This window comes from Rhizobium sp. JAB6, from assembly GCF_003024605.1.
In the GTDB taxonomy this organism is placed as follows: Bacteria; Pseudomonadota; Alphaproteobacteria; order Rhizobiales; family Rhizobiaceae; genus Rhizobium.
In genome coordinates this window covers 749272-775682 of sequence record NZ_PYJQ01000009.1, presented here as the reverse complement: position 1 = coordinate 775682, position 26411 = coordinate 749272, and the positions used below count along the sequence as shown (strand labels likewise).

Genomic DNA, 26411 nt, shown 5'->3' with positions numbered 1-26411 from the left:
CGGTTCTCCTTTCAGGCGACTGCAGCGGCCGGGATGGCCGAGCCAAGCGCACGGTTGATGGATTCGGCTGCATCGCGACCCTGCGCCACGGCCGAGACCGTCAGGTCATCGCCGCCAACCACGCAGTCGCCCCCGGCCCAGACGCCTTCGATCGAGGTCCGGCCTTCGCCATCGATGGCGATGCGGCCGGATTCCATGCGCAGCGCGCCGAGCCCCGACGCTTCGAACGTTTGGCCGATCGCCTTGAAAATCTGATCGGCGGCGATGACGCCGATATCACCGGTACCAACGAGCTTGCCGTCACGCAGCTCGGTATATTCGACCTCGATACCGGCAACCTTGCCGTCCTTCTCGAGGATGCGCTTCGGGGCGAGCCAATGGCGGATGATGACGCCCTTGGAGGCGGCGAGATCCTGCTCGAATTCCGAGGCGTTCATGTGCTCCTTGCCGCGGCGATAACAGATCGTCACCTCTTCGGCGCCAAGCAGCTTCGCCTGCACGGCGGCGTCGATTGCCGTCATGCCGCCGCCGAGAACGACGACGCGGCGGCCGACGGCGATATCGGCCTTGTTGCCGGCCTGGCGCAGCTCGGCAATGTAGGCGACGGCATCAGCGACGCCCTCGAGATCCTCGCCTTCCGCCCGCAGCGCATTGACGCCGGCAAGGCCGAGGCCGAGGAAGACGGCGTCATATTGCTGGGAAAGGTCGGAAAGGCTGAAATCGCGGCCGAGCGCCTGGCCGTTCCTTACCTCGATGCTGCCGATGGCGAGCACGTAATCGACTTCCTTCTGTGCGAAATCGTCGACCGCCTTGTAAGTGGCGATGCCGTATTCGTTCAGGCCGCCGGCCTTCTCGCGGGCGTCGAAGATGGTGACGTCGTGCCCCTTGACGGCGAGACGGTGCGCGCAGGCAAGACCAGCCGGTCCGGCGCCGATGACGGCGATCTTCTTGCCGGTATATTCGGCGCGCGTATAGAACTGCTTGTTTTCCGCCATGGCCGTGTCGGTCGCATAGCGCTGCAGCCGGCCGATCTCGACCGGACGCTCTTCGGCAGTGTTGCGCACGCAAGCCTGCTCGCAGAGCTCTTCCGTGGGACAGACGCGGGCGCACATGCCGCCGAGGATGTTCTGATCGAAGATCGTTTTCGCCGAGCCGATCGGATTACCCGTCGAGATCTGGCGGATGAACATCGGAATGTCGATGGAGGTGGGACAGGCCGTCATGCACGGCGCGTCATAGCAGAAATAGCAGCGGTCGGCTGCGACCAGCGCCTCGTGTTTGGTAAGGCGCGGGTGAAGATCGGAAAAGTTCGCATCATATTCGGCGGGCGTGAGCCTGCCTTTATGAATCCCAGTTTCCAGTCGTCCCATTGAAGTTCCCTCTTATAGTAAACGGCTAGTACTGGAACGGTAACTCAGCTGAAAAAATTTATCAAACGGTAAAATTTTGACCGCAAAGCGCGTCGCGGAGCATCGTCAGCTATGGAATAATTATTTCATGGAGCACCGGCTCATGAGCCTTAAACTTATGATTTTAATGGATTTCCTGCTTTCGGAGAGGAGAACTGCGAAAGCTTGAATGGCAATGATGACAGCGGGCACGTGCCCGGGCGCCGATAAGCGTCATCTCCTCAGCCGCGCTGAAATGTGAAAGACTGATGAATTTTTTTGGCTCTGCACGGAACCAAGGCTGTGCAGCATCGTTATGTTGATGTCCTGATGATGATCGCATCTCCCGATGCACGCCCAATACATCTCAGGACTTCTACTCACGGTCCCCTCCCGATGAGTGCAAAGCAGCCAGTGCGCCGCCCTCGCACTGGCTGTTTTATTTTGCCTCAGCCTTAACGGCGTCTCAGGATTTCATATTCGGTTTCGGGAATGATGATCCGATAGCCGATGCTGCCGTCGTCGATGGCGAAATCGGCGCGGCCGTTCATGGATGTCGGTACGACGCGCTCGAGTACCGTGCGGCTGAAGCTGTTATCTTCGAACTCGTGATCGGAGGGGGCATAGAATCGCTCCGACCAGGCGACTTCGATCGCCTTCTTGCCATCGAGTTCGGCTTCCCTGCAGTTCAGCGTGATGCTGGTTGCGCCCGTCGAGATGGCGCCGTGCGATGCGGAATTGACGATGAGCTCATGCAGGGCAAGGCCCAGATGCACGGCGGCATTGGGCGTAAGATGGGCATTGATGCCATAGATCGGCATGGGTACGCCGGCATCCGGCCAATAGGGTGCGAACTGCTTCTCCGCCAGTTCGAAGAGATAGGCGCCCCGCCAGCTGGAATCCGTAATGAGGTCCTGCGAATTTGACAGGGATTGCAGGCGGCCGCGGAACTTGATGAGGAAATTGTCGACGGAAAGCGTGTGGCGGGCGGTCTGCGTAGCGATGCCCTGAATGATGGCAAGCAGGTTCTTGGAACGGTGCGACAACTCGCGCAGCAGCGATTTCAGCACTTTTTCGCGGTGGCGGCTTTCGGTGACTTCGGAGATGATCGACAGCACGCCTTGCGGCTTGCGCCCGCCGACCCGCTCCATTTTCAGTTCATAGATGCGTATGCCGTCGCCGCTGGGAATCTCGACCTCGGCGGTTGCCGGCTTGCCGCTATCGAGCACGCCCCGCTTCAATCGCGAAAGGTGCTCGCCGTCCTTGTCGCCAAAGAGATGCGAGTCGTTGCCGCCTATGACGACAGACTGCTGCAGATGATCCGGCAGATTGTCGGCATAACGGATCGAAAGATTTGCGTCCTGAAACAGGATGGACACACTGGCGCTCGCGAGCGCCCGCTCCATCAGAGCGGCCTTGCCTTCCAAACTCAAAGGCGCGCCGGGTAATGGTTCAGACGTATTCACCGGCTTGCCTTTCACACGCATTTCGAGAACCCCGCCGATAGGGTATTCTCAGTCGCAACAACTTGAACCGACCTATAGAATCATCCCGGATAACAGTCGGTAAACCGGCCGTTTCGCACACAAACGCCCGGTCATTGTCTTTGTTCCGCCGTAAGGTTTTCACTTGACTCAGGCGGCCACCTTTGTGGTTTCGTTAAAGAAGAGCGCCTGGCTGATGAGGGCCTTTACCATGTCTGGGTTGAAAGGCTTGGTCACAAGGAAGGTCGGCTCCGGCCGCTCGCCGGTCAGCAGCCGCTCGGGGAAGGCGGTGATGAAGATCACCGGTATGCTGGCAGTCTTGAGGATGTCGTTGACGGCATCGATGCCGGAGCTGCCGTCGGCAAGCTGGATATCGGCAAGCACCATGCTCGGTTTCGTCGCATTGTAGAGGGCGACCGCTTCGGCATGCGTGCGTGCGATGCCGGTGACGCGATGGCCGAGGCTTTCCACCATCTGTTCGATATCCATCGCGATCAGCGGCTCGTCCTCGATGATCATGATATCGGTCGCCACCTGCCGGGAGATTTCCTGGGAAGCCGTGTCGAGCAGGTGCATCGCATCGCTTTCCGAAACATCGAGGATATCGGCGATCTCGCCGAGGCGGAAACTTTCAACGGAGGCAAGCAGGAATGCCTGGCGGGCGAGCGGCGAAACCTTCGAGAGGTTGACGGTGGCCCGCTGTTCCCAGGCGAAAGGAGAGGTAGGCTCGGGAATCTGAAGTGTCACGGAACCGAACAGCTTCGTGAACAGTTTATAAAGTGCGACACGGTCGCTGTCCGTGTCCGGAAAGATGGATATGTCGGCGATGATGGCTTCCAAAACCGCAGCAACATAGGCGTCCCCCGATGTCTGCGTTCCGGTCAAGGCACGTGAATAACGCCGCAGGTAAGGAAGATGCGGCGCAATGCGTGTGGAAAGTGTCATCAATGGCTCCCGCCTTTTATCAAATTCTAATTAAATACAGCCCGCAGGCCGCAACGACTAACAAACGTCAGTTGAGTAAAAAAGTTCCTCTTTGTCGGAACTTTTTTTAGGCAGTCGCATTACAATGCTTACAATCGGTGGACCTCAACCTTTACGATTCGTCAGGCAATTGTTTTTGAATGAGGTCGATCGGCCTTCCGGACGGGAGACAAGGGCGTCTTATCCATGAACGCGAGAAAAATGAAAAGCGAGCGGGTTAAATGACTATCCAGAATCACGAGGACGCAGACAAGAAGACATCGGACCTGCGCGCGGTGGATATCCTCGATCCCAATAATCAGATCGGCAACCGGTTGCGTTCGTTCTACGCCGCCGTGCAGGACGAGGCCATTCCGGATCGCTTTCTCGACCTTTTAGAAAAGCTCGATCAAGCTGAGCGTTTGGCCTCCGCAAAGGTCTCCGAATAGGAGGTGGATGCGATGGAAACGCAAACGAGTTTCAAACGCGAACTTCTCGCAGCTCTACCCAGCCTTCGGGCCTTCGCCATTTCGCTGACCGGTCGGCACGACCGGGCCGATGACCTTGTCCAGGATACGATCATGAAGGCTTGGGCCAAGCAGGATCATTTCGAGATGGGCACCAACATGAAAGCCTGGCTCTTCACCATTCTCCGCAACGAGCTTTATAGCCAGATGCGTAAGAGCGGCCGCGAGGTGCAGGACAGCGACGGCGTGTTCACGGAATCGATGGCGACGCACCCCTCTCAATATGGCGCCGTCGATCTGCAGGACTTCCGTAAAGCCCTGGATCAGCTGCCTCCGGATCAGCGTGAAGCTATCGTCCTGGTAGGTGCGTCGGGATTTTCCTACGAAGAAGCGGCCGAAATCTGCGGCTGCGCGGTCGGCACCATCAAGAGCCGGGTCAATCGCGCCCGCCAGCGGCTGCAGGAACTGCTGGATATTTCCGGCGAGGCGGATTTCGGACCGGATGCCACCTCCGCGCCGTTGACGTCAAAGGCATTCGCTTTCTAGAACGGGTTCGCTTTTCTTCGAATCGCGAAAATGTTCGATTTCTTTGTTTTTACACAATTCCAGGAAAGCCGCTTCGCACTTTCCTGGAACTGCTCTAAGAAAAAGGTCCGGCGCTATCGACCGGACCTTTTCTCATTCCTACTCATTTCCGTGATTCATGCGCTTCGTGGATGCCGGCTCAATCGTCTTCGTCGCGCGTGCCGAACAGATTTCCGAAGAGAAGAGCGGCGGCAATGGCAGCAGTCATCAGCGGTTGCTTGCGCACGAGACCGAGCGCCGCGGCCGCAAGCGATTCGGTCGCCAGCAAACGTTCGCGGGCCCGGCGTTTCTCCTGCTGATTGATGATGGACATGACGACCAGGACGATCAGCCCGAGCAACAGCGCACCTGCGGCAATCAGCAATGCGGAGAGCGCCGCGCCATAGATCGTTGCCAGCCAGATGGCTGCCGCTATTAGCGCGAAGGCATAGGCTGTCAGCAGGAGAAGGGCCGCGACGGCGATGAAAATACCGCTGCGCTTGGTTCGCGCAACGGTGCGGGTGAATGTGCCTGACAGGAGCAGGCCGAGGATCGGGGCGATCATCCCGCCACCCTAGCGGCGAGACAGAAGCAGGGCAACCGCAAGGCCGAATGCAGCCGCCGCGCCGATGGTGGCGACGGGATGCTGACGTACGGTCCTGCGCACTTCGCGCGAACCTCTCGCATAGCCGCGCTGCAGATCACGCAGCAGCTCTTCGCCGCGAACGGTCAGATCGTCCAAATTGGACTCGGCAGTTGCGCGCAACTTCCTACCATGCCTTGCGCCGCTCTCCCCGAGCAGCTTGGCGAAGGCTGCAACTTCTTCGCGCAGCGATTCGATCTGATCTTCGATGCTTGCCTCGACATCGTGCAGGCTGCTGCCATTGCGCTTGCCGCGCGCCGAATGAAGGATGGATGTAGCCATGTTCAGCTCCCTTTCGCTTTGCTTCGGCACCTGAAGGCACCTGTTATTCGCGATGATCGGAGGTCCCTTGACGCACCGATAGCCTTCGGAACATCGATTCCGATCACCCGCTCTCAACGCGCGGATGCAACAAAAGGTTCCAGGAGCCGGCGGACGGAGAGTTCTCAGTCCTCCAGCGCGCTATGTGCGAGGACGAATGGAGCACCATCGGCGGGAACGCGATTGACCCGTAAATTGCATCCGAACACATCCTGAAGATGCCGATCGGTCAGCACGTCCTGGACCGAACCCTTGGCCTGCAGCCGGCCGCTCTTCAGCAGAACTATCCGATCGGCAAAAAGTGCAGTAAGGTTGAGGTCATGCATGACGGCGATGACGCCGCCACCGCGCCGGCAGAATTGCCGGGCAAGTGTCATGATAGTGAGCTGATGGGATATCCAGGCTGGAGACCGGCTCGTCGAGAAGTAGCCAACACGGTCTCCCGTCCATGACCGGCTCGGAAATCTGGCACAGCACGCGGGCGAGCTGCACCCGTTGCTGTTCGCCGCCGGAGAGCGCCTGATAGAGCCGCCCTTCGAAGCCGCCGAGATCGACGGCGGCGAGCGCCTCCATCGCGATACGATCGGTTTGATCGGGATGACGGTTGCGCCCGCTTGTCAGGCCCATGCGCACGATCTCGCGGACGGTGAAGGGAAAGGATATCGAGCTTGCCTGCGGCAGGACGCCGCGCATTTCGGCAAGCTGCCAGGCCGCGAGGCCGGCGATCTCGGCGCCGTTCATTCGAGCGCTGCCGCGATAGGCGAGTTCACCGGAAATGGCTTTCATCGTGGTGGTCTTGCCGGAGCCGTTCGGTCCGCAGATTGCCGTCAGCGTTCCGGCCTCGGCCGTGAAGGATATGTCCTGAACGACCGGCTTGCCGGCAAGCCGGACGCTCAGATTGGAAACATCGATCATCGCGAACTCACAGGCTGAGGCGCGAGCGCTGTCTCAGCAGCATCCACAGGAAGAAGGGACCGCCGACACCGGCCGTGAGAATGCCGATCGGCAGCTCGGCCGGAGAAACGATGGTGCGGGCAACGACATCGGCCACGACCAGCAACGAGCCGCCGAGCAGCGCGGAGGCAGGCAGCAGGAAGCGATGATCCGGCCCGATCACCATGCGCAGAATGTGCGGTACGACGATGCCGACAAAGCCTATGCCGCCACTGACGGCGACGGAGGCGCCGACCGCCGCGGCAACGCTGACGATTGCAATATTCTTCAGCCGCTGCACCGATATTCCCATGTGGAAGGCGGCCGCTTCACCGAGCGTCAGCGCATTCAGCCCGCGCGCCATGAAGGGCAGGGGCATTAGGGAAAGGATGATGATGGGGCCGGCACCCGCGACCTTGCTCCAGGTCGAGCCCGCCAGCGACCCCATGCTCCAGAAGGTGAGGTCTCGCAATTGCCGGTCGTCGGCCATGTAGATCAGGATTCCGGTCACCGCCAGCGCAAGCGAACCGAGCGCGATGCCGGCGAGCAGCATGGTCGCGATGGAGGTCTGCCCGTGCCGCGTCGCGACTTTATAAAGCAGTATCGTCGTTGCCAGCCCGCCGATGAAGGCGGCGATGGGCAGAGCGTAAATGCCGAAGAAATGTGCCACGGATGCAAGTACGCCGCCGCGGAGGACGATCATGGCGACCGCCCCGAGACTGGAGCCAGCGGAGACGCCGATCAAGCCGGGATCGGCGAGCGGATTGCGGAAAAGGCCTTGCATGACAGCACCCGAAACCGCCAGCCCTCCGCCGATCAGGAAGCCGAGGACGGCGCGCGGCAGGCGGATGTCGAAAATGACGATGCGGTCGCGGATGCTGAGGGTGCTTTCCGCGCCGCCGCTCATCATACCCGTTATTACGTCGATGACCGAAGCATTCGACGCGCCCGTCGTGATCGAGAAGAGAAGGGCAGCGGCCGAAACCAGGACGAGGCCGGCGAGGACAAGGATTGCCAGGGCGGTGCGATCCCCTTCGGGTCGGCGTGCCGTGATTTGCGGCATCTGCTTCAGCCCTGCCGTGGCATGGTTGAATGCCACGTCAGCCTCCGTAGATCGCCGCGTTCAGCTCTCGGATGGCGCTGGCCGTGCGCGGTCCGAAGCCGAGCAGGTGCAGGCCGTCCATGCGCACGATCGCCTTTTGACTCGCGGCCGGCGTCAACGAAATGGCGGGCTGTTTCAGCAGGTCCTCGTTCGATATCGATAGCGGCCCCTCGCGATCCATGATCAGGATGACGTCCGGCTTGGCCTCGATGATCGCTTCGTCCGTCACCGGCTTGTAGCCGGAGAAGCCGCTGATCGCATTGATGGCGCCTGTCAGCTTGATGATGCCGTCCGCAGCCGTGTTGGTGCCCGAAGCCATGATCTTGCCGTTCTGGCTGCTCAGCACGAAGAGCACGCGCTTGCGCTCGGCTTCCGGGCGCTTGGCGGAATCGTTGATCGCGGCATCGAGATCGGCGGCGACCCTGTCCTTCAGGGCCTCTGCCTTGTCCGGCACGCCAAGCAGTGTGCCGACGACGACGATCTTCTCCAGAATGCCATCGCGATCATAGGCCTGCGGCACGGTCTCGAAAGGCAGGCTGGCATTGCGCAGCACGGCCAAGGCTTCCGGCGGGCCGGAGCCTTCGACGGCGATGATGGCGGTCGGATTGACGGCCAGAATGCCTTCCGGCGATAGCGCGCGCATATAGCCGACATCGGGAAGCTTGGCCGCTTCCTTGGGATAAAGGCTGGTGGAATCGCGGGCGATGAGCCGATTCTCTTCGCCAAGCGCATAGACGATTTCGGTGACATCGCCGCCGATGGTGACGAGGCGTGAGGTACCGATCTTCGGTGCCGCCTCGGCAGCATGCGTGTGACGCACGAAGCTGCCAAGGCCGGCGGTCGGATTGGCCGGCAGGAGCGGCAGAGCCATCACCCCTATGATCAGGGCGATTTCCCGTTGTCTGATGTGCTTAAGATTCTTAAATATCATCATGCACCATCTCTTATGCGGCGACGCAGGTGCCGGCTCTTGTCAGGCTTTCCATGATGGCACGCCAATCGGGGCGTTCATCGAAGCCTTCCTTCCGCTTGCCGAAGAACTGGATGATCATCTCGCCCTTGGCATTGTAGGCCTCCAGCGAGGTGACATGGCCGTCCTTGGTCGGCTTGCGCACGGCCCAGGTCTCGGCGATGTGATCCAGCCGCAGATGCAGATGGAAGGTCGGATCCATGACATTGATCCATGGACCCATGGTCTGCACGTTGTGGATTGGGCCGGAATGGATTTGTACGGTGCCCTCGTTGGCGACGAAGCACATGATCGGCAGGCCCTCGCGCACGCAGGCGTGCATCATTTCGGCAACACCGCCGGCGTCCAGCTTCCACGCATAATCGTCGCCGACGGTGCGGATCGCGTCCTGGCGGCCGATCTTCAGCTTCTTCAGCATGCCGAAGAATTCGTGCGTATCGGTCATGCGGCTCCAGTGGTCGCGCAATTCGTCGCGGCTCACGTCGCCATCCGTTGCGCCATTGTCATGGCCTGAACGATCTTCGACGAACTCCTGCGACTGATCATCGACGCGCAGCTCGGCGACCATAGCGTGATAGGCATCGACATTCGAGGCAGGGCGCAGATGCACCTTGTGGACGGCATCGCCGGCCTTGTCGAAGAATTGCAGGCTCAGCCTCTTCTGATCGCCATCCGTCTTTGTGACGGCAAAGCCGTGCACCCAGCGCTTCGGGAAGATGCGAAGATCGATATTCTCGCCAAGCACGATCGCCGCCTGCGCGCCGAATTTCATGTTCTCATAGACGCCGATTTTCTCGTGCACGGCGCTTTCGTTGCGCGACAGCGCCATGATCTCGCCGAGCGAGGCGATCCGCTCCAGGAAGCGATCGACGCTGGGGTCGATGCGGATGGCAGAGATGCCGACTTCCGCCGCCACAAGAGCGGCTTCGGAAATATTGAGGCGGGCGGCGATGTCGCGCTCGCGCATCTTGGGGTTCTCGGTGCGGAAGGCCCGGATTTCGGCTGGGGTCGGTCTGGTCGTCTCAGTCATCTGTCATGCCTATTTGTTCAGTATGAGTTTGCCCTGGCGCGTAATCTTCATGCGGTAGATGACGCCCTCGTGCTTGATCATGATTTCGCTCTGGCCCCGGAAAATATCCGTGCTCTCGACAATTCGTATCTGTGGTGCGGCCATGCATTGCACCGGCGGCGTTGGGGTCTTTTCAGCAATCATCCTGTTTAGTTTTGCCTGAAAAATTCATCGGGGGCCGAACCATTGCGCGGCCAAATTTATCTTGACTCTCATACTCATGGTTTCATAAACACACAATAGGATACTTACAGAGTCAAGTTTAAATTTTTTGACGATACACGCCCAGGCCGCGCTGGGTCGGGCGAGTGGTGTCAAACCTTCAGGAGACATGCCGATGCTGACGAAAACGATCTTGGCGCTCGCTGCCTCGGGGCTGTTTGCCGCCGCATCTTCTGTTTCCGCTTTCGCTCAGAATGCGAATGCTGCGGCACCCGCATCGGCTGCGCACAAGCTCACTGTCGAGCTCAATGCATTGGCTCCCTCCCAGAAGGGATGCATGATGACCTTCGTTGCCGAAAACGATATGGCGACACCGATCAACAAGATCTCTTTCGAGCTTGCCTTCTTCAACGACAAGAATGCCGTCGACCGGGTTACGGTGCTTGATTTCCGTGACCTACCGCTCGGCAAGAAGCGGGTGCGGCAATTCGATATGCCGGGCCTCAAGTGCGAAACGGTCTCCCGCATCATCATCAATGACACGCCGGTCTGCGACGGTCCGGCGGCGGGTGAGTGCAAGGCCGCTCTAGCCACGCGTTCGCAGACATCGGTTCCCTTCGAAGGCTGAAGCCATGGCAATGCGCTCGGCGAAAGTTTCCATGAAACGCCGCGCCAACGGCGGCTTGAATGACAACTATCCGAGCGTGCTGCCCGGCCACGAACTGAGCGGCCTCGATGGCGTAGCGCGACCCCCGGCGGCCGAAGCCGTGGCGCACTACAGCCGTTTCACACAAATCAGCTCCTATCCGGAGCATCCGGCAGAGGCTGCGCCGATTGAGACGGCCGAGCACCTGCCGATAGAGGCGCTGCCTGAAAGGTCGGGTGAAACCGTTGCTGGGCGCAGGACGTCGCTGCTTTTCTCCGGCGTCGGATCCTGCCTGTTTCATGCTGCGATCATCACGATATTGTTGTTCACTTTCGTAGCGACGCCTGAGGAAGCGCAGGAAGAGGCGGGCGATACCGTCAGCGTCATCATGATCGGCAATTCCGACACCGACCAGATGGCTACGGGCGAGGAACCCCCGCAGCTCGAACCAGAACAGGTAGCGGCCGTGCAGCCGCAGCCGGTGCAGCCGACTGAAGTCACGCCCGAACAGGCGCAACCGCCGCAGCCGAATGTCGTTCAGCCGCAGGAGGCGGAAACACCGCAGATGCAAACCGTTGAACCCGTCCAATCCGTCGAGCAGGCTCAGCCGATGGAGGTGGCTCCGGAACAGCCGCAGATTTTGGCGACGCAGACACCGGCCGAGACGACGATCGTCCAGCCAACTGAACCGGTGCAGCCGGTGGAGACCCGGGTTGCGGAGGCGCAGCCGATCGAACCGCCCGCAGCGGTCGTAACCCCTGTCGAGAAGCCGAAGCCGGTTGAACGGCCGAAGGAAGTGAAAAAGCTCGCCGCAAAGGTGGCTAAGACGAAATCCGGATCGCGTGGACAAAACGATCAGGATTCCAAGAGGGGATCGGTCGACGGCACGGAGAACGCGCAATCCGATAACAATTCACAGCTGAATGCTCGCAGGACCGGCTCAGGCGATGCGGCGATTGCAAACTATACAGGCAAGGTGCAGGCCCGCATCAAACGCTATGTGCAGCGCGTATCATCAAAATATGAGAAGGGCCTGACGCTCGTCGTGCGTTTGACGATCGGTTCGGACGGCGAGCTTCGGTCTCTCTCCGTTGCGCGCAGTTCCGGAGATTCCGGCTTGGACCAGGCTGTGATCGAGCAAGTGCGGAAGGCCGCTCCATTTCCATCGCTGCCTTCCGAATGGGGTAGGCCGACCTGGCCGTTCACTCAGGCGGTTCAGGTCGGAGGGCGATAACAGCCGCTTCTCTCGTCTAAATATGATTTAAATTCTCAACTTTATACTTTACTCCCAAACTCATGTTTATTAAGGTCGCCCCATGCTCGGTGGAATCGAGCATGGAAGAGCAACCAGCAAACGGGTGATGCATGGCGCGTAAGGGGAAGAGGGATTCTGGCAGCGAGAGCCGCGAGGCGCAGACAAGGGCGCAGGTTTCCGGGAAATCCACTCTCGATGTGCGCAGCTTCCTCTATGTCGGCGGTCGCGATTGCCAGGTGGCGCATCTGCGCCAGATCGCCAGCAACTTCGGTGCCGAGCTCATCCATCATGATGGCGGTCTGCGCGAGGCAGTCTCGCGCATCGACACGGTGCTACCATCGGTCGACTGCGTCTTCTGCCCGATCGATTGTATCAGCCATGATGCCTGCCTGCGCGTGAAGACTGGCTGCAAGAAATTCGGCAAGGCGTTCATTCCCTTGCGTAATGGCAGCAAATCCAGCCTCGAACGGGCGCTGCAGACCATGAAAGAACGAGACGCTTCAAGATGATCGATAATGGCCCTGACGGGTTCATGCTGATCGGCCTGCACAAGCTGGCCGCACAGAATGGCGATGGGCTGGTGCCCGAACTCCATGAATTGCTGATGCGCCGGGCCGAGGAACAACGGCGGGCTTCGAATGTCACGACATTTCCCGTCTGGAAGACGCGGCAGCCAGGAGAGGCGCCGGAGCAGCCGCTCGATGACGCGAGCCGCAATGGCGCAAATGTCGTTGCCTTTGGGCCCGCCGTGGATAAGACTGCCGCACGCCGCAAGAAGGTCTGATCGTCGAACGAGGTCGCCATGTACATCGCCATGAACCGCTTCAAAGTCGTCATCGGTTTGGAAGGCGAATTCGAAGAGGTTTGGCGCAGGCGCGATTCCCGCCTGTCGGAAGTCCCAGGTTTATCGAGTTCCGCCTTCTGCGCGGAAAATCGAGCGTGGAGGAGGGCTATACCCTGTTTTCCTCGCATACGACCTGGCACAGCGAAGATGCTTTCATCAATTGGACGAAATCCGAACATTTTCGCATGGCGCATCGCAATGCAGCCGACAACAAGCGGCTCTACTGGGGGCCTCCGCAATTCGAAGGTTTTGCTGTCGTTACAGGTATTTAGGCCGAGATATAGTTACGCCTTTGCCGGGCTCGTCCTGAAGAATGTGCCGAGCGCTATCGCCGCCCAGCCGGCGATCATGCCTATTCCTCCTGTCGGTGCAGCCAGTGGAAAGAGCGAGCCGCCGCCGAAATGCCTGATGATCAGATCGCCGGCAAAGATCAGCGTTCCCAATCCGAGCAGGACTGCGGCCACAGGCGCTGTGCGAATGCGATCGTAGCCGGCATAGAGCGCCAAAAGGGCAGGGGCGTGGGCAAGGCTCATGGTGGAGGCTGCCCCGAGGAAATGCGTGTCGCCGCCATGAGTTGCGGCTGCGGCAAGTGCGACACCGCCGCCGCCGAGGATGCCGGCGATAAACAGGGTGGCCGGACGGATTATCCCGCCAATGCTCATGTTTTCCTCATTCCCTGTTCTGCATGTGGAAGGCCAGACGCTCTACCGGCTCCCAGATGATGGCCCGCAGCTTTTCGTTCCCGATGGTTTCATCCATGGCGCGGCGGAAGCACAGCAGCCATTCGTCTCGCTCCTGTGGTCCGATGGCGGCAGCGAAGTGGCGGCTGCGCAGGCGGGGATGGCCGCGCTTCTTGATATAGAGCTGCGGTCCGCCGAGAGAGCCGGTCAGATACTCGTAGAATTTCTCCCGTGAGCCCTCGAGGCTCGGCGGATGCACGGCGCGGCAATTGGCTGCCTCCGGCAACGTGTCCATCAGGTCGTAAAAGCGCGCCGTCAGCGCCCGCACGGTTCGGTCGCCGCCGATCGCCTCGTAGAGTGTGATGGTTTCGTCGCTCAAGCTCGCGCCTTTCTTTTGCGGTGTTCTACATGGCAATTGAAAGGCGAAGCTGCAACCGTCGAAGCGGCCAGTGCGGCGTTTCGGCGCTAGTTGCTCGGGCTCGCAAGCTGGAACGCGTCGCTTTCGCCGGGAATGAGTTCGAGCGGCCACACCGTCTGGCGCGATCTTCTAGGATATTCCTCACTATAGGCTGGCATGCAGGAGAGCAGGATTTCGGCGAGTTCGACGCCGAGATCGTGTACCGAGGTGCGAAAGCAGGTCAGCGCCGGCTGGAGGAATTTGGCGCGCGGCGCCTCGCGGAAGCTGACGACGGCAATGTCGCGACCTGGAACGACGTCGGCTTCCATGAGGCGGCGATAGAGGCCGATCGCCATCAACTCGTAGATCAGGATCACGGCGGTCGGCCGGTTTTCGAGACGCAGCAATTCGTCGCCTACCTGATAACCGCCCTGTTCGCTCGATTTCGCACGCAGGACCAGGGCTGGGTCGTAGGAAATGCCATGCCGCTCAAGCGCGCGGCGATAGCCCTCCACGAAGACGAAGCCGAGATTGATCTCGCTTGCGGGCGCGCTGATGGCAATGCGGCGATGCCCATGCGCGATAAGCCGGTCGATGGCGGCATTGGCGACGCCGTCAAAATCGAGATCGGCCCAGGGATGCTGCGCGCCCGACAGGCTGCGGCCGAGCGCTGCGAAGGGGATTTTCGCCTTGGCAAGCAGGTCGAAGCGCTTGTCGACGCGCTGCGTCTCCGAAATGATCAGCGCATCGACGATACGCCTTGCCACCATGCGCTTCAGATATTCATAAGGGTCCTCGTCATGCGGGCAGGGGAGCATGATGAGATCGAGCTTGTGGCGCGAGAATACGCTCTGCAGCCCGCCCGTCACAGTCAGGAAGAAATTGTCGCTGTTTTCAACCGTTTCCCGGCTGGACTGGATCATCAGGCCGATAACGTTCGTCGTGCCCTGCCGCAGGCTGCGACCGGATTGGTTGGCGACATAGCCAAGCTGCTCGGCAGCGGCGAGAACGCGCTTGCGGGTCTCCTCGTTGACATCAGGCTTGCCATTCAATGCGCGTGATACTGTGCCGATCGAAATATCGAGATGCTCGGCAAGCTGACGAATTCCCTTCATCGGCCGCAGTTTTCCTCCATGCGCCATTTTCCGTAGTCCTCCTCTATTGACACAGGAAAATCTTTTCGCATAGTATCGTAAACGTTTACGGAGCGCGTGTCATGAGGGGTTTACGCACCGCCCGCTGGAGGACATCGTGAAATTTAATGCCATTTTGTGCGGGTGCGGAGCTATGTCCAAGGGCTGGCTCAGGGCCATCGCCTCGACGCCGGCGCTTGCCGAATCCATTCAGATCGTCGGCCTGGTCGATCTCAATCGAGTGACCGCCGAAAACCTTGCGAAAGAATTCTCTCTCGAAGGCGCCGTTATCGGTTCCGATCTTGCTGACGTTATTGCGGCGACCAAGGCGGATATCGTCTTCGATATCGTCATTCCCGCCGCGCGCTTCGGCGTGGTGTCTACGGCGCTGAAGTGCGGCTGCCATGTCTTGAGCGAAAAGCCGATGGCGACGTCGCTTGCCGAAGGTGCTGCTCTGATCGACCTTGCGGCGGAAGTGGGCAAAGTCCATGCCATCATCCAGAACCGCCGCTTCATCTCCGGCATCCGTCGCATGCGACGTCTTGTGGAGGAGGGGACGATCGGCGAACTGACGGGCGTCCATTGCGATTTCTTCCTCGGTCCGCATTTTGGCGGCTTCCGCGAGGAGATGGACAATGTGCTGCTGCTCGACATGGCGATCCATACGTTCGATGCGGCGCGCTTCGTGTCCGGCAAGGTGCCTCTCTCTGTCTATTGCATCGAAAAGAACCCAGTAGGCTCCTGGTACAAGCATGGCGCATCGGCCCATGCGCTCTTCGATTTGTCCGATGATGTCGTCTTCAGCTATCGCGGTTCCTGGTGTGCCGAGGGAAGGCGCACCAGTTGGGAGAGCCAATGGCGGCTCACCGGCAGCAAGGGCATGCTGACCTGGGACGGCGAAGAGAATTTCGAGGCCAGTGTCGCCGGCAATGAGCCAGGTCTGCTGCATGGCTTTACGCCGATCGAGGTCCCCGCGCCGAAGCACGAGGAGGAGACGCATGGCCATGCCAGCGTCATCGCGTCCTTCATCGAGGCGATCAAAACCGGCAAGCCGCCGGAAACGGCGAGCAGTGACAACATTCGCAGCCTCGCCATGGTCTTAGGCGCCATCGAAAGTGCCAAGACCGGCCGGCGCGTCGACATTTCAGCACAAGGACAGTGACATCATGACAAATCCGGCAAAGGCCATCCGCATCGGCACGATGATCAGGGCGACGAACGAGGATGCCGCCCAGAACATCGCTAAGATCGCCGATCTCGGCTTCGAAAGCTTCGAGCCTTTCTTCTGGCAGACCACCAACGGCCAGAACCTTGCGGAGCTCGGCAAGCGCTGCCGCGACGCTATCGGCGACCGCGATATCACGATCTCCACTCTCGGCATGTTCGGCAATCCGCTTGAAGAGCGCGAGATGGACCTGCAGACGCTGCAGGGCTGGAAGGACTGCATCGACAACGCGCATCATTTCGGTGCGACCTGCGTTGCCGGCTTCACCGGCCGTATCCGCAATCAGCCGCTCACCGACAGTCTGCCTCGCTACAAGCGAATCTGGAGCGAGCTGGCGAAGCGCGCCGCCGACAAGGGCATCAAGATCGCCTTCGAAAATTGCGCCATGGACGGCAACTGGGCGACCGGCGATTGGAACATCGCTCATAACCCGGATGCCTGGGAACTGATGTTCAATGAGACCCCCGACGACAATCTCGGCCTGGAATGGGAGCCGTGCCATCAGATGGTCTATCTGATCGAGCCGCTGCCGCAGATCCGCAAATGGGCGAAAAAGATTTTCCACGTCCACGGCAAGGATGCGACGATCCGCTGGGATGTCATCAAGGAGCACGGCATCTTCGGCAAGGAGAAGTTCGTCTTCATGCGCACGCCCGGCTTCGGCGACAGCAACTGGACCGATATCATCTCCGAGCTGCGCTTGGCCGGCTGGTCCGGCTCCATCGATATCGAGGGCTGGCACGATCCGGTCTATCGCGATGCGCTCGAAATGACTGGCCAGGTTCACGGCCTGAACTATCTCAAGGCAAGCCGCGGTGGGGACTTCGTCGAGTAACGCACGCATCTGCAAAACTGCATCGATTTAAGAGGCAAGTTGTGCGTTAATGGAAATGCCCGGGGCGGTCGGCGCTTAGGGCAGGACGGATACCTGAACGGAGGAACTGCCGAGCGTCCGCACATTGTCCCACGGGGCAGGCGGGCGCTTGGCGCAGGTGAGAGGAAAACGCCGGTGGCAGCGCGGGCCATGTCATCGGACAGATACCGTCACGGTTCGCATGGTGGAGGAGAATATATGAATATTTTTTCGAAGCTGGCGATCTCCGCCGGCATGTCGCTTCTGTTGGCCGCCGGCGTGGCACAAGCGCAGGGCAAGACATTTAACGTCTGGTGGTTCGAGCTGCCGGACACTTCGCAAGCCAAGGCATGGACCAAGGCGCTCGAAGAGCTGAAAGCCAGGCACCCCGACGTCACGATCAATTTCGAACAGAAGACTTTCGAGCAATTGCAGAAGGCAGGCAGCCTCATCCTCAATTCCGATCAGGCGCCTGATGTTCTGGAGTACAACAAGGGCAACGCCACGGCTGGCCTCGTCGCCTCGCAGGGGCTGCTGACGCCGCTCGATGACCAGTTCAAGGCGCGCGGCTGGGACAAGATCCTCAACGAGACCAACAGCCAGCTCAGCAAATACGATGCCAACGGCATCTACGGTTCCGGCCCGATTATCGGTATTCCCGTCTATGGCGAATTCGTTTCGGTTTTCTACAATATCGACATGTTCCAGGCCAATGGCGTGAAAGTGCCGACCACGCTAGACGAATTCGAAGCTGCTCTCGACACTTTCAAGAAGAAAGGCATTACGCCGCTTGCCTATGGTACGGTGGATTCCAACGCGCAGCACCTAGTCTATACGCTTGCGCTGACGCAGGCTGACGACACCTGGGTCAAGAACTATCAGGGCCTCAAGGCACCGCTTGATACCAAACCTTTCCTCTTCGCCGCTCAGAAGATCGCCGACTGGGTGAGCAAGGGTTATATTTCGAAGGATTCGACCGGCCTGAAGGGTACGGGCGGCGCTGACAATCTCTTCTCGTCGGGAACAGCTCCGATGTTCGTCAGCGGCACCTGGAACAATGGTAACTTTGCAAGCTCGATCAAGAAGTTCAAGTGGAGCCAGTTCATCTTCCCGACCCCGAAGTACAGCGTGGGTTCGACCGGCAACCTGTTCATGGTACCGAAGAGCGCCAAGAACAAGGATCTCTCCTACGAGTTCATCGATCTCGTCCTGAGCAAGGAAAACCAGAACCTGCAGGCCAATCTCGGTGGCGTTGCCATTGCCGCCGATCCGGCTTCGGTCACCGACGAAGTTGGCAAGCGCAATGTCGAGCTCTTCAACCAGATCTCCGGCAAGGGCGGCCTCGGCTTCTACCCGGACTGGCCGGTGCCCGGCTACTACGAACTGTTGATCCAGGCGACCACCGGCCTTGTAAACGGCTCGACCACGCCTGACCAGTTCGTGGCGCGCCTGAAGAAGGCTTATGACGACGTGCAGGCAGCGCAATAGCACCATCGGCGACAATCACAACGGCAAGACGGCTTCCATGCCGCCTTGCCGTATCGGACTGGAGGATTTCGATGGATAAGTCGAAGAGCGCCGGCAGGGCGGGGTATTATTTCTATATGCTTCCCGGCGTGCTGGGCTTTGTTCTTATCGTGCTGGTTCCCCTGATTGCCAATTTCGCGATCAGCTTCACGACATGGAAAGGCGGCGTCATCCCACCGCGATATGTTGGCTTCGAGAACTACCAGCGGCTGCTTCATGATGCGGCTTTCTGGGGCTCCATTCAGCATACGCTGCTGTTCATCATCTCGATGACGATCGTGCCCATCCTCTTGGGGCTGGTGCTGGCGGCCGTGCTGTTCGACTATATCAGTGCGCAATTCAGTCAGACGTGGTCGAGCTTCTTTCGCGCAGGCTTCTACCTGCCGCAGATTCTGCCGCTGACCGCAGCCGGCGTATTGTGGGCGTGGATTCTCAACCCGATCGGCATCATCAATGCGGTGCTGAAGGCGATCGGCCTCGATTTCATGGCGAAGAACTGGCTCGGGGATGCCACCTATGCGCTGTGGGCGGTTTCGGCCGTTATCGTCTGGGTGCAGGTGGGTTATTGCCTGGTGGTGTTCATGTCCGGATTGGCGCGCGTCGATCCTTCGCTCTACGAGGCCGCCGAACTCGACAATGCGAGCTGGTTCGCGCGCTTCCGCGCCATTACCATTCCCATGCTGATGCCCGAAATTTTCGTCGTCGCGCTGACGACGCTGATTGCGGCGCTCAAGGTCTTCGCGCCGATCTACGTGTTGACGTCAGGCGGACCGGACAATGCGACGACGGTCCCATCCTATCTGTCGTACTATCATTTCTTCACGACGAACCGCGTCGGATATGCGGCAGCCATCGCGACGCTGCAGACGGTCATGACCATCATACTCGGCGTCGTCTTCCTGCGCATGCAGTCGAAGCAGGCCGAAGGAGGGCATTGAGATGGCAACGGCATCCTCGATTTCCACACAGGTCGTTTCGGCGGAACATCGCGCAAGAAGAGGCTTCGGCCGCTGGGTCGTCCTGGGCATCCTGCTGGTTTTTCTTGCGGGCACGCTCTTTCCGTTCTTTCTCGCGGCAATCAACGCCGTCAAGACGCCCTCTGACTATGCCGCCAATGGTCCGCTTGCAATTCCGCACAGTTTCGATCTGACGGCGCTCAAGAACTTCTGGGCGACCGTGGATTTTCCCCGCAAGCTCTTCAACAGCGTTCTCATCAGCGGATGCACCGCCATTCTGGCCGTCGTCCTCAGCCTGCTGAATGCCTATGCCATCGGCATAGGCCGGGTGCGGGGCGGGCAAGGGCTTCTCGTCCTGCTGCTGATATCCATCATGGCGCCGCAGGAGGCTTTGGTCTATCCGCTCTACTATATGTCGAAGCAGGTCGGCCTGTTCGACTCGATGCTCTCGGTTATCCTGATCATCGGCGTGCTGCATACCGCATTCGGAACCTATCTTCTGTCTTCGGTGATGGCGACCTTCCCGCGCGAGATCATCGAGGCGGCGCAGATCGACAATGCGACGCGGTGGCAGATTCTCTGGATGGTGATCGTGCCGGTGCTGCGCCCGACGCTCGCGGTGCTGGCGACCTTCTTCTTCATCTGGACGTGGAACGAATTCCTGATCCCGCTTGTGTTTCTGGTTTCCAACAACAATCAAACCGTCTCGGTCGCCATGGGCGTGCTGTCAGGCGCCAATACGCAGGACCCGACCGCGATTGCGGCCGCTTCTCTGCTTGGCATAACGCCAACGATCATCTTCTTCCTTATTTTCCAACGGACCCTGACGCGCGGCGTCGCGGTAGGTGCCGTCAAATAACCAATGCGGAAGCTCCGTTCCGGCGGCAGGCGCCGGGCGGAGCGCGATGAATGGCAAGTTCGATGAATTCGATTTTTCCGCAGGAGGCGTGAAGTGGCAGGAATCAATATCAAATCCCTCACCAAGCATTTCGGTGCCGTGCAGGTTCTGAACGACATCGATCTGACGATCGAGCGCGGCGAGTTCGTCGTCTTTCTCGGCGGCTCGGGCTGCGGCAAGTCGACCTTGCTGCGTATGATTGCGGGTCTCGAGACGATCACCAGCGGAGAGATCTGGATCGGCGGGCGCCGTGTCGATCAGCTGCCGCCGGGCGAGCGCGGGGTGTCGATGGTCTTTCAGTCCTACGCGCTCTATCCGCACATGACGGTCCGCGAGAACATGTCCTTCGGCCTGAAAAATATCAAAACGCCCAAGCACGAGATCGCAAGACGCATCGAAGAGGCCGCGAAGATCCTGGAAATGCCGCATCTTCTCGATCGCAAGCCCTCGGCATTATCAGGTGGTCAGCGCCAGCGTGTCGCGATCGGCCGCGCCATCGTGCGCGAGCCCGACGTCTTCCTGTTCGACGAGCCGCTCTCCAATCTCGATGCCGGCCTGCGTACCCGCACGCGCGTCGAGCTGGCGCAGCTTCACGAGCGGCTGGGCGCAACGATGGTCTTCGTCACCCACGACCAGGTGGAGGCGATGACGCTCGCCGACCGTATCGTGCTCCTGAACAACAAGAAGATCGAGCAAGTGGCGACACCCGTCGAGATCTATACGCGGCCTGCAACGCGCTATGTCGCCCAGTTCGTCGGATCTCCCGGCATGAACTTCATCAATATAGAGGGAGTTGGCGAGGCAGGTGGGCTTGCGACCGCCAGGTTGCCGGACGGTTCGGTCATCAAGACGGCGGTCGCGCTCAATGGCCTTGCGAATTCCGGACTGACGCTCGGCATCCGGCCGGAGCATCTGGTCGTTACGACGGCGGAGAAGGGCGACATCGGCGGCCAGGTCGAGACCGTCGAACGCTTGGGCGACCGTTCGCTCGTTCACGTCCGGCTCAAGGACGGCTCGAAGATCATCGGCACGGATCCCGGCATGACGAGGATCACGACCGGCTCGCCGATCGCCTTCGCCGTCGACGCAACAAAGGTTAGCATCTTCGATGAGAACGATGCCGCCCATCATTCCGTAAACTAAGGAGGAGGAACAGAAGGATCAGTCATTTCGATAAGCTTTAGAGGCGATCAAGTAGGTCGTTGACGAAACCGTCCAACTGGTATGTTATGTCGCCATGTCTACCGCGCACCACAGAAAGAAGCAGCCATTGTTCGTCCGCCAGCAGTTGCTGGAGGTAGCGGCGCGTCTTGCTTCCGAAAAGGGAATGACGGCGGTGACGCTGGATGCCGTCTCCGGCGCTTCTGGTGTCAGCAAGGGTGGATTGCTGCATCACTTCCCCAGCAAGAACATGCTGCTGGAAGCGCTGTTTGACAGCCTGCTGGAGCGGCTGGATGCTGCGATCGAGGAAGCAATGCGGGCCGATCCCTTGCCGCATGGCCGCTTTACCCGCGCTTATCTGCATGCCTGTCTGGCGCTGCGGGACCAGCCGCAGGGCACCAAGGATTGGGCGCAGGTGACGATGGTGCTGCTCACGGAGCCGCAATTGCGGCAGCGGTGGCACGCATGGGTGCGCGAGCGCAGCGAGGAATATGTCGGCACGGACTCTTCGGTGGATGCGGCGATCGTCAGACTGGCGGCCGACGGGATCTGGCTTGCCGACCTGCTCGGCAGCCACGACTTGGACGAGAGCGCCCGCCAAAGGCTGATCGACCGGCTGATCGAGCTCACACGGCTCTAACCTTATCGGAGAAACCATGGCGAACGCATCGGTCTATGCAATGCTGCTGGTTGCGATCGTGCTTGAAGTGATCGGCACGACGGCATTGCAGATGTCGCAGCAATTCACCCGCCTCGGTCCCACAGTCGTTCTGGTGGTCTGCTATGCGGCGGCGTTCTATTGTCTTTCGATAACGTTGCGGGTCATCCCGGTGGGCATCGCCTATGCCATCTGGAGCGCGCTTGGAATCGTGCTGATTTCCGTGGTGGGGGTGGTGCTTTTCCGGCAGAAACTCGATCTTGCCGCGATCCTCGGTCTCGCGTTGATCATCGCCGGAGTGCTTGTCGTCAACCTCTTTTCAAAATCCGTGTCGCACTGAAAACAGAGGTGTTGTTCGTGGCTCCTTTTGCCTTTGTCAAATCGCTTTGAACCCGTTATGTCATGGGCGAATGGGCTGATGAAGGCTTGAAATACGGCGCTTTCCCAAAGCGCTTTGAATCGCATAACCTATTCAATTCAAATGGTATCAGAGGAGTGCCGTAATGACTATTCGTGCCGTCGTTTGGGGCGAGAACATTCATGAGCAAACAAATAAAGTCGTCGCCGGCATCTATCCGGACGGCATGCACAACACCATCGCCAAGGCACTGAATGCCGATGTCGGCATCCAGGCGACTACGGCAACGTTGCAGGAGCCGGAGCACGGCCTCAGCGAAGCGCGTCTGAAGGATACCGACGTCCTTCTGTGGTGGGGGCACAAGGACCATGGCGCCGTCAAGGACGAGGTCGTCGAGCGCGTGGCGAAGCGGGTGTGGGAAGGCATGGGCCTCATCGTCCTGCATTCGGGTCATTTCTCAAAGGTCTTCAAGCGCCTGATGGGTACGCCCTGCGCGCTGAAGTGGCGCGAAGCCGGTGAGCGTGAGCGCCTCTGGGTCATCAATCCCCGCCACCCGATCGCCGCCGGCCTCGGCGAGCACTTCGAGCTCGAGAACGAAGAAATGTACGGTGAGCAGTTCTCCGTTCCGGAGCCGCTGGAAACCGTGTTCATCTCATGGTTCCAGGGTGGCGAAGTCTTCCGTTCGGGCATGACCTGGCGCCGCGGCGCCGGCAATATCTTCTATTTCCGTCCGGGCCACGAGACCTATCCGACCTATCACAACGGTACAATTCAGAAGGTTCTGATCAATTCCGTGAAATGGGCCCATAACCCGCTCGGCACTCAGGCCAGCATCCATGATGCGCCGAACGTGCCGGTCGAAAAGGCGTTGGAGCCGATCGTCGAACGCGGCCCGAAACTGCACCAGGCCGGCGAAGCCGGTTATCGCTGAGGTATCATATGCGTCTTATAGTAGTAGGCACGGGCGGCATGGCGAAGAACCATGTGGAGCATTTCGCCCGCATTCCCGGCGTCGAAATCGCCGGTGCCGTCGATACGGATGCGACGAGGCTCACCGCCTTCTGCGATACGTTCGATATCAAGAAGCGCTTTTCGTCGCTCGACGAGGCGCTGGCCTGGGGTGAGTTCGATGCGGCGACCAACGTCACGCCGGACAAGGCGCACCATCCGACGACCCTGCCGCTGCTTGCCGCCGGCAAGCACGTTCTCTGCGAGAAGCCGCTTGCGGAGAATTACGAAAAGGCACTCGAGATGACGGAGGCTGCCGAAAGGGCAGGGGTCGTCAACATGGTCAACCTGACCTATCGCAATGTCGCGCAGTTGCAGAAGGCACGCGAGATGGTGATTTCAGGCGAGATCGGCACGGTCAAGCATGTGGAGGCGTCCTATCTGCAGAGCTGGCTCGTCTCGAAAGCCTGGGGCGACTGGCGCAGCGAGTCGAAGTGGCTGTGGCGACTGTCGACCGGACATGGCTCGAACGGCGTTCTTGGCGATATCGGCATCCATATCTGCGATTTCGCCGCCTATGGGGCCGCAACGGATATCGATCATGTCTTCGCTCGTCTCAAGACCTTCGCCAAGGCGCCCGGCGAGCGGATCGGCGAATATACGCTCGATGCGAATGACAGCTTCTCGATGTCGGTCGATTTCGCCAATGGCGCGCTCGGCGTCGTGCATGCGAGCCGCTGGGCAACGGGGCACTTGAATGAGCTGAAGCTGCGCATCTATGGCGAGCGCGGCGGCCTGGAAGTGTCGCACAGCCCGAACGGTTCCGAACTGCGCGGTTGCCTGGGCGACGACACGGAAACGGCGACGTGGCGTGTGCTCGAAGTGCCTCCGGTGCCGACCAACTACCAGCGCTTTGCCGAAGCTGTCATGACCGGCAGCAGCCAGGATCCGAGCTTTCGCCATGCCGCCAACTTGCAGCGAGTGCTGGATCTTGCCATGGTGACGGAAGTTGAACGGCGCGAACTGAAGGTCTGATATCATCGCCAGCTTTCGGGCCAAACCTTGGGAGTGCACGCATGTCTACCGAGGAAAAAGTGGCCAGCCACTACACGCATGGATCGCTGGAAGCGGCGATCCTGCAAAGCCTTGCGGCCGACGGCAAGGATGTCGACAATCTTCGCATCCGCGATCTGGCTGATATCGATGAGTTCCATCTGGGGCGTCATGCGGCCACGGTGGATTTCGCGAGAGATCTCGATCTTTCCGCCGGCTTGCGGCTCGCGGATATCGGCTCCGGGCTAGGCGGGCCCGCCCGCCATTTTGCGGATTCCTATGGATGCGTCGTTTCGGGAATCGATCTCACCGAGGAATTCGTTCAGGTCGCCAATTCGCTGACGGCTCGCTGCGGTCTGGCGGACCAAGTCTCTTTCCGGCAGGGGAGCGCTTTGGCGCTGCCCTTCGAGAGCGGCAGTTTCGATCGGGCGACGCTCATTCACGTTGGCATGAACATAGAGGACAAGGCGAGACTATTTGCGGAGATCAGGCGCATTCTCAAGCCGGGCGGCCGTTTCGGCCTCTATGAAATCATGCAGATGCGCGACGGCACACTCCCCTTTCCGATGCCTTGGGCGATGGAGCTCGAGACGAGCTTCGTGTGCAGCCCCGATGTTTACCGCCGTTTACTTGAGGAAGCCGGTTTTGCTGTGGAACTGGAGCAGGACCGCAGCGCCCTCGCGATCCGGCTGGCACATGAGGCGCGCGCCAAGGCTGCGGCGGGTGGGGCGCGAAATCAGGGGTTCCGTACGCTGATGGGGCCGCGGGCCGGCGAGCGCAGCAGCAACGTCAACGCGTCGGTCGAAGCCGGCCTGCTTGCGCCGATCGAAATGATGGCCCGCGCGATGTGACGGGAAGTATGCGGCACCTCAGCTGTGGCGCATTGACAGCGGCGGGCCTGTTTCGGTATGGAAAATACGACGGTAATGGATTTCTGCCGGGCCATGGTGGCCGAACCGCTGCTCTGATTTTTCCAGGGAAGCTGATGACTCCTACTCAACACGCCTGAAAGGCGAAGGAGTAGAGTCGTGCCTGTTATCTTGCCGTTGCTCCATTCAGTTTTCGTAGTCACCGCCTCAACCGGTCTGTGGGCGGGCGGATTTTGGCGCCGGCATTTGCGATAGCCGATATCGCGACGCCGCCAATTCGGGTCTTTCGATCGGGAATGTTGCGGATGATGACCAATAAACACAGCGGGAGATTGCCGTGATCTATCTTATTGTTTTTCTGGGGGCCGGACTGGGCGGCGCGTTCCGCCTCGGTATCAACGAGCTCGTTGCCCGACTGCTCGGGGTCGAATTTCCATTCGGTACGCTCATCATTAATATCCTCGGAGCCTTTATCATGGGACTGCTGACGGAATATTTCGCCTTTCGCGGCGGTATGTCGCAGGAGATGCGATTGTTTCTGACTACAGGCGTTCTAGGCGGATTCACGACGTTTTCGACCTTCGCGCTGGAGAGCGTTGCGCTTTGGCAGCGCGGCCAATGGACGCCGGCCATCGCTTATGTCGGCCTGTCGGTTTTCCTGTCGATCGGGGCTCTGATGGGAGGACTTGCAATTGTCCGGCTAATAATTCAGGCTCAAACTGCGCAGTGATTGGAGGTCGGCAGATTTCGCCGCATTTTTGCCGATTCCGAGGTGAATCCCTCTTGAGAATCTCTGGAGATTCCTTGCACGACCAACCACCGCTCGTCGCGAACGGATTCTCTTGCGAAAATCGACTAATCAACTCATATAATCGGCTATCGTA

General features: G+C 59.7%; 30 protein-coding genes, 2 pseudogenes and 1 riboswitch. Of the genes and pseudogenes, 19 read left to right on the top strand and 13 right to left on the bottom strand.

Annotation, left to right across the window (positions count from 1 at the left end; all coding sequences use genetic code 11):
- Positions 1 to 11: 11 nt before the first annotated feature.
- The 3 genes from C7U61_RS13750 to C7U61_RS13740 all read right to left on the bottom strand — a co-directional run bounded on the left by C7U61_RS13750 (position 12) and on the right by C7U61_RS13740 (position 3817).
- Positions 12 to 1370, bottom strand: a complete 1359-nt coding sequence (locus C7U61_RS13750) for an NAD(P)-dependent oxidoreductase (protein ID WP_106998600.1) — start codon at positions 1368 to 1370, stop codon at positions 12 to 14.
- 473 nt (positions 1371 to 1843) lie between these two features.
- Positions 1844 to 2875: a sensor histidine kinase gene (locus C7U61_RS13745; protein WP_106998599.1), complete on the bottom strand. Its 1032-nt coding sequence runs from the start codon at positions 2873 to 2875 to the stop codon at positions 1844 to 1846.
- Between the two features lie 147 nt (positions 2876 to 3022).
- Positions 3023 to 3817, bottom strand: a complete 795-nt coding sequence (locus tag C7U61_RS13740; RefSeq protein WP_106998598.1) for a response regulator — start codon at positions 3815 to 3817, stop codon at positions 3023 to 3025.
- Between the two features lie 260 nt (positions 3818 to 4077).
- On the opposite strand from C7U61_RS13740, the gene C7U61_RS13735 reads away from it, so the two are divergent.
- Together C7U61_RS13735 and C7U61_RS13730 are read left to right on the top strand one after the other, a co-directional pair.
- Positions 4078 to 4284, top strand: coding sequence for a NepR family anti-sigma factor (locus C7U61_RS13735; RefSeq protein WP_106998597.1), 207 nt, complete (start codon positions 4078 to 4080; stop codon positions 4282 to 4284).
- 12 nt (positions 4285 to 4296) lie between these two features.
- The gene (locus C7U61_RS13730; protein ID WP_106998596.1) at positions 4297 to 4848 is read left to right on the top strand and encodes an RNA polymerase sigma factor; all 552 of its coding nucleotides are present in this window, start codon (positions 4297 to 4299) and stop codon (positions 4846 to 4848) included.
- Between the two features lie 178 nt (positions 4849 to 5026).
- Here the strand turns inward: C7U61_RS13730 and C7U61_RS13725 are convergent, their stop codons facing one another.
- The 7 genes and pseudogenes from C7U61_RS13725 to C7U61_RS13695 form a co-directional block, all read right to left on the bottom strand.
- Positions 5027 to 5431 (bottom strand): hypothetical protein, encoded by a 405-nt coding sequence (locus C7U61_RS13725; protein WP_106998595.1) that lies wholly within the window; start codon positions 5429 to 5431, stop codon positions 5027 to 5029.
- A gap of 9 nt (positions 5432 to 5440) precedes the next feature.
- Complete coding sequence (locus C7U61_RS13720) at positions 5441 to 5791, bottom strand: DUF883 family protein (RefSeq protein WP_106998594.1); 351 nt, start codon at positions 5789 to 5791, stop codon at positions 5441 to 5443.
- Between the two features lie 164 nt (positions 5792 to 5955).
- A pseudogene (locus C7U61_RS13715) lies at positions 5956 to 6745 on the bottom strand (heme ABC transporter ATP-binding protein).
- Positions 6746 to 6752: 7 nt separating this feature from the next.
- The gene (locus tag C7U61_RS13710) at positions 6753 to 7826 is read right to left on the bottom strand and encodes an iron ABC transporter permease (protein WP_106999100.1); all 1074 of its coding nucleotides are present in this window, start codon (positions 7824 to 7826) and stop codon (positions 6753 to 6755) included.
- Positions 7827 to 7863: 37 nt separating this feature from the next.
- Entirely contained in the window at positions 7864 to 8799 is a 936-nt protein-coding gene (locus C7U61_RS13705; protein WP_106998593.1) for an ABC transporter substrate-binding protein, read from the bottom strand.
- 10 nt (positions 8800 to 8809) lie between these two features.
- Positions 8810 to 9865 carry a ChuX/HutX family heme-like substrate-binding protein gene (locus C7U61_RS13700; RefSeq protein ID WP_106998592.1) on the bottom strand — a complete coding sequence of 352 codons (1056 nt, stop codon included), beginning with the start codon at positions 9863 to 9865 and terminating at the stop codon, positions 8810 to 8812.
- Between the two features lie 9 nt (positions 9866 to 9874).
- Positions 9875 to 10048: a hemin uptake protein HemP gene (locus C7U61_RS13695; protein ID WP_106998591.1), complete on the bottom strand. Its 174-nt coding sequence runs from the start codon at positions 10046 to 10048 to the stop codon at positions 9875 to 9877.
- Positions 10049 to 10241: 193 nt separating this feature from the next.
- On the opposite strand from C7U61_RS13695, the gene C7U61_RS13690 reads away from it, so the two are divergent.
- From C7U61_RS13690 to C7U61_RS13670, 5 genes and pseudogenes are all read left to right on the top strand, one after another.
- Entirely contained in the window at positions 10242 to 10694 is a 453-nt protein-coding gene (locus C7U61_RS13690; RefSeq protein WP_106998590.1) for a hypothetical protein, read from the top strand.
- A gap of 31 nt (positions 10695 to 10725) precedes the next feature.
- Positions 10726 to 11946 carry a TonB family protein gene (locus tag C7U61_RS13685; protein ID WP_106999099.1) on the top strand — a complete coding sequence of 407 codons (1221 nt, stop codon included), beginning with the start codon at positions 10726 to 10728 and terminating at the stop codon, positions 11944 to 11946.
- A gap of 131 nt (positions 11947 to 12077) precedes the next feature.
- Positions 12078 to 12476, top strand: a complete 399-nt coding sequence (locus C7U61_RS13680) for a DUF2325 domain-containing protein (protein WP_106998589.1) — start codon at positions 12078 to 12080, stop codon at positions 12474 to 12476.
- Positions 12473 to 12751 (top strand): hypothetical protein, encoded by a 279-nt coding sequence (locus C7U61_RS13675; RefSeq protein ID WP_106998588.1) that lies wholly within the window; start codon positions 12473 to 12475, stop codon positions 12749 to 12751. The genes C7U61_RS13680 and C7U61_RS13675 overlap by 4 nt, the downstream gene beginning before the upstream one ends.
- A gap of 18 nt (positions 12752 to 12769) precedes the next feature.
- A pseudogene (locus C7U61_RS13670) lies at positions 12770 to 13083 on the top strand (antibiotic biosynthesis monooxygenase).
- A gap of 12 nt (positions 13084 to 13095) precedes the next feature.
- On the opposite strand, the gene C7U61_RS13665 reads toward C7U61_RS13670, so the two are convergent.
- The 3 genes from C7U61_RS13665 to C7U61_RS13655 form a co-directional block, all read right to left on the bottom strand.
- Positions 13096 to 13473 carry a DUF423 domain-containing protein gene (locus C7U61_RS13665; protein ID WP_106998587.1) on the bottom strand — a complete coding sequence of 126 codons (378 nt, stop codon included), beginning with the start codon at positions 13471 to 13473 and terminating at the stop codon, positions 13096 to 13098.
- A gap of 7 nt (positions 13474 to 13480) precedes the next feature.
- Positions 13481 to 13870: a group II truncated hemoglobin gene (locus C7U61_RS13660; protein WP_106998586.1), complete on the bottom strand. Its 390-nt coding sequence runs from the start codon at positions 13868 to 13870 to the stop codon at positions 13481 to 13483.
- Positions 13871 to 13956: 86 nt separating this feature from the next.
- Entirely contained in the window at positions 13957 to 15003 is a 1047-nt protein-coding gene (locus C7U61_RS13655) for a substrate-binding domain-containing protein (RefSeq protein ID WP_106998585.1), read from the bottom strand.
- Positions 15004 to 15139: 136 nt separating this feature from the next.
- On the opposite strand from C7U61_RS13655, the gene C7U61_RS13650 reads away from it, so the two are divergent.
- The 12 genes from C7U61_RS13650 to crcB all read left to right on the top strand — a co-directional run bounded on the left by C7U61_RS13650 (position 15140) and on the right by crcB (position 26257).
- Entirely contained in the window at positions 15140 to 16183 is a 1044-nt protein-coding gene (locus tag C7U61_RS13650; RefSeq protein ID WP_106998584.1) for a Gfo/Idh/MocA family oxidoreductase, read from the top strand.
- Positions 16184 to 16187: 4 nt separating this feature from the next.
- Positions 16188 to 17081 carry a sugar phosphate isomerase/epimerase gene (locus C7U61_RS13645; protein ID WP_106998583.1) on the top strand — a complete coding sequence of 298 codons (894 nt, stop codon included), beginning with the start codon at positions 16188 to 16190 and terminating at the stop codon, positions 17079 to 17081.
- A gap of 237 nt (positions 17082 to 17318) precedes the next feature.
- Positions 17319 to 18587, top strand: a complete 1269-nt coding sequence (locus C7U61_RS13640; protein WP_106998582.1) for an extracellular solute-binding protein — start codon at positions 17319 to 17321, stop codon at positions 18585 to 18587.
- A gap of 71 nt (positions 18588 to 18658) precedes the next feature.
- A complete protein-coding gene (locus C7U61_RS13635) occupies positions 18659 to 19564 on the top strand; it encodes a sugar ABC transporter permease (RefSeq protein ID WP_106998581.1) in 906 nt (301 codons plus the stop codon).
- 1 nt (position 19565) lies between these two features.
- Entirely contained in the window at positions 19566 to 20441 is an 876-nt protein-coding gene (locus tag C7U61_RS13630; protein WP_106998580.1) for a carbohydrate ABC transporter permease, read from the top strand.
- A 93-nt stretch (positions 20442 to 20534) separates the two neighbouring features.
- Positions 20535 to 21623, top strand: coding sequence for a sn-glycerol-3-phosphate ABC transporter ATP-binding protein UgpC (gene ugpC, locus C7U61_RS13625; RefSeq protein ID WP_106998579.1), 1089 nt, complete (start codon positions 20535 to 20537; stop codon positions 21621 to 21623).
- 94 nt (positions 21624 to 21717) lie between these two features.
- The gene (locus C7U61_RS13620) at positions 21718 to 22281 is read left to right on the top strand and encodes a TetR/AcrR family transcriptional regulator (protein ID WP_106998578.1); all 564 of its coding nucleotides are present in this window, start codon (positions 21718 to 21720) and stop codon (positions 22279 to 22281) included.
- A 16-nt stretch (positions 22282 to 22297) separates the two neighbouring features.
- Complete coding sequence (locus C7U61_RS13615; RefSeq protein ID WP_106998577.1) at positions 22298 to 22639, top strand: SMR family transporter; 342 nt, start codon at positions 22298 to 22300, stop codon at positions 22637 to 22639.
- A gap of 163 nt (positions 22640 to 22802) precedes the next feature.
- Positions 22803 to 23588 carry a ThuA domain-containing protein gene (locus C7U61_RS13610; RefSeq protein ID WP_106998576.1) on the top strand — a complete coding sequence of 262 codons (786 nt, stop codon included), beginning with the start codon at positions 22803 to 22805 and terminating at the stop codon, positions 23586 to 23588.
- Between the two features lie 8 nt (positions 23589 to 23596).
- A complete protein-coding gene (locus C7U61_RS13605) occupies positions 23597 to 24640 on the top strand; it encodes a Gfo/Idh/MocA family oxidoreductase (protein WP_106998575.1) in 1044 nt (347 codons plus the stop codon).
- Positions 24641 to 24681: 41 nt separating this feature from the next.
- Positions 24682 to 25509, top strand: coding sequence for a methyltransferase domain-containing protein (locus tag C7U61_RS13600; RefSeq protein ID WP_106998574.1), 828 nt, complete (start codon positions 24682 to 24684; stop codon positions 25507 to 25509).
- 62 nt (positions 25510 to 25571) lie between these two features.
- Positions 25572 to 25660: riboswitch (Fluoride riboswitch) on the top strand.
- Between the two features lie 204 nt (positions 25661 to 25864).
- On the top strand, positions 25865 to 26257 hold the full coding sequence (crcB, locus tag C7U61_RS13595; RefSeq protein ID WP_106998573.1) for a fluoride efflux transporter CrcB: 393 nt from the start codon (positions 25865 to 25867) through the stop codon (positions 26255 to 26257).
- Positions 26258 to 26411 lie beyond the last annotated feature (154 nt).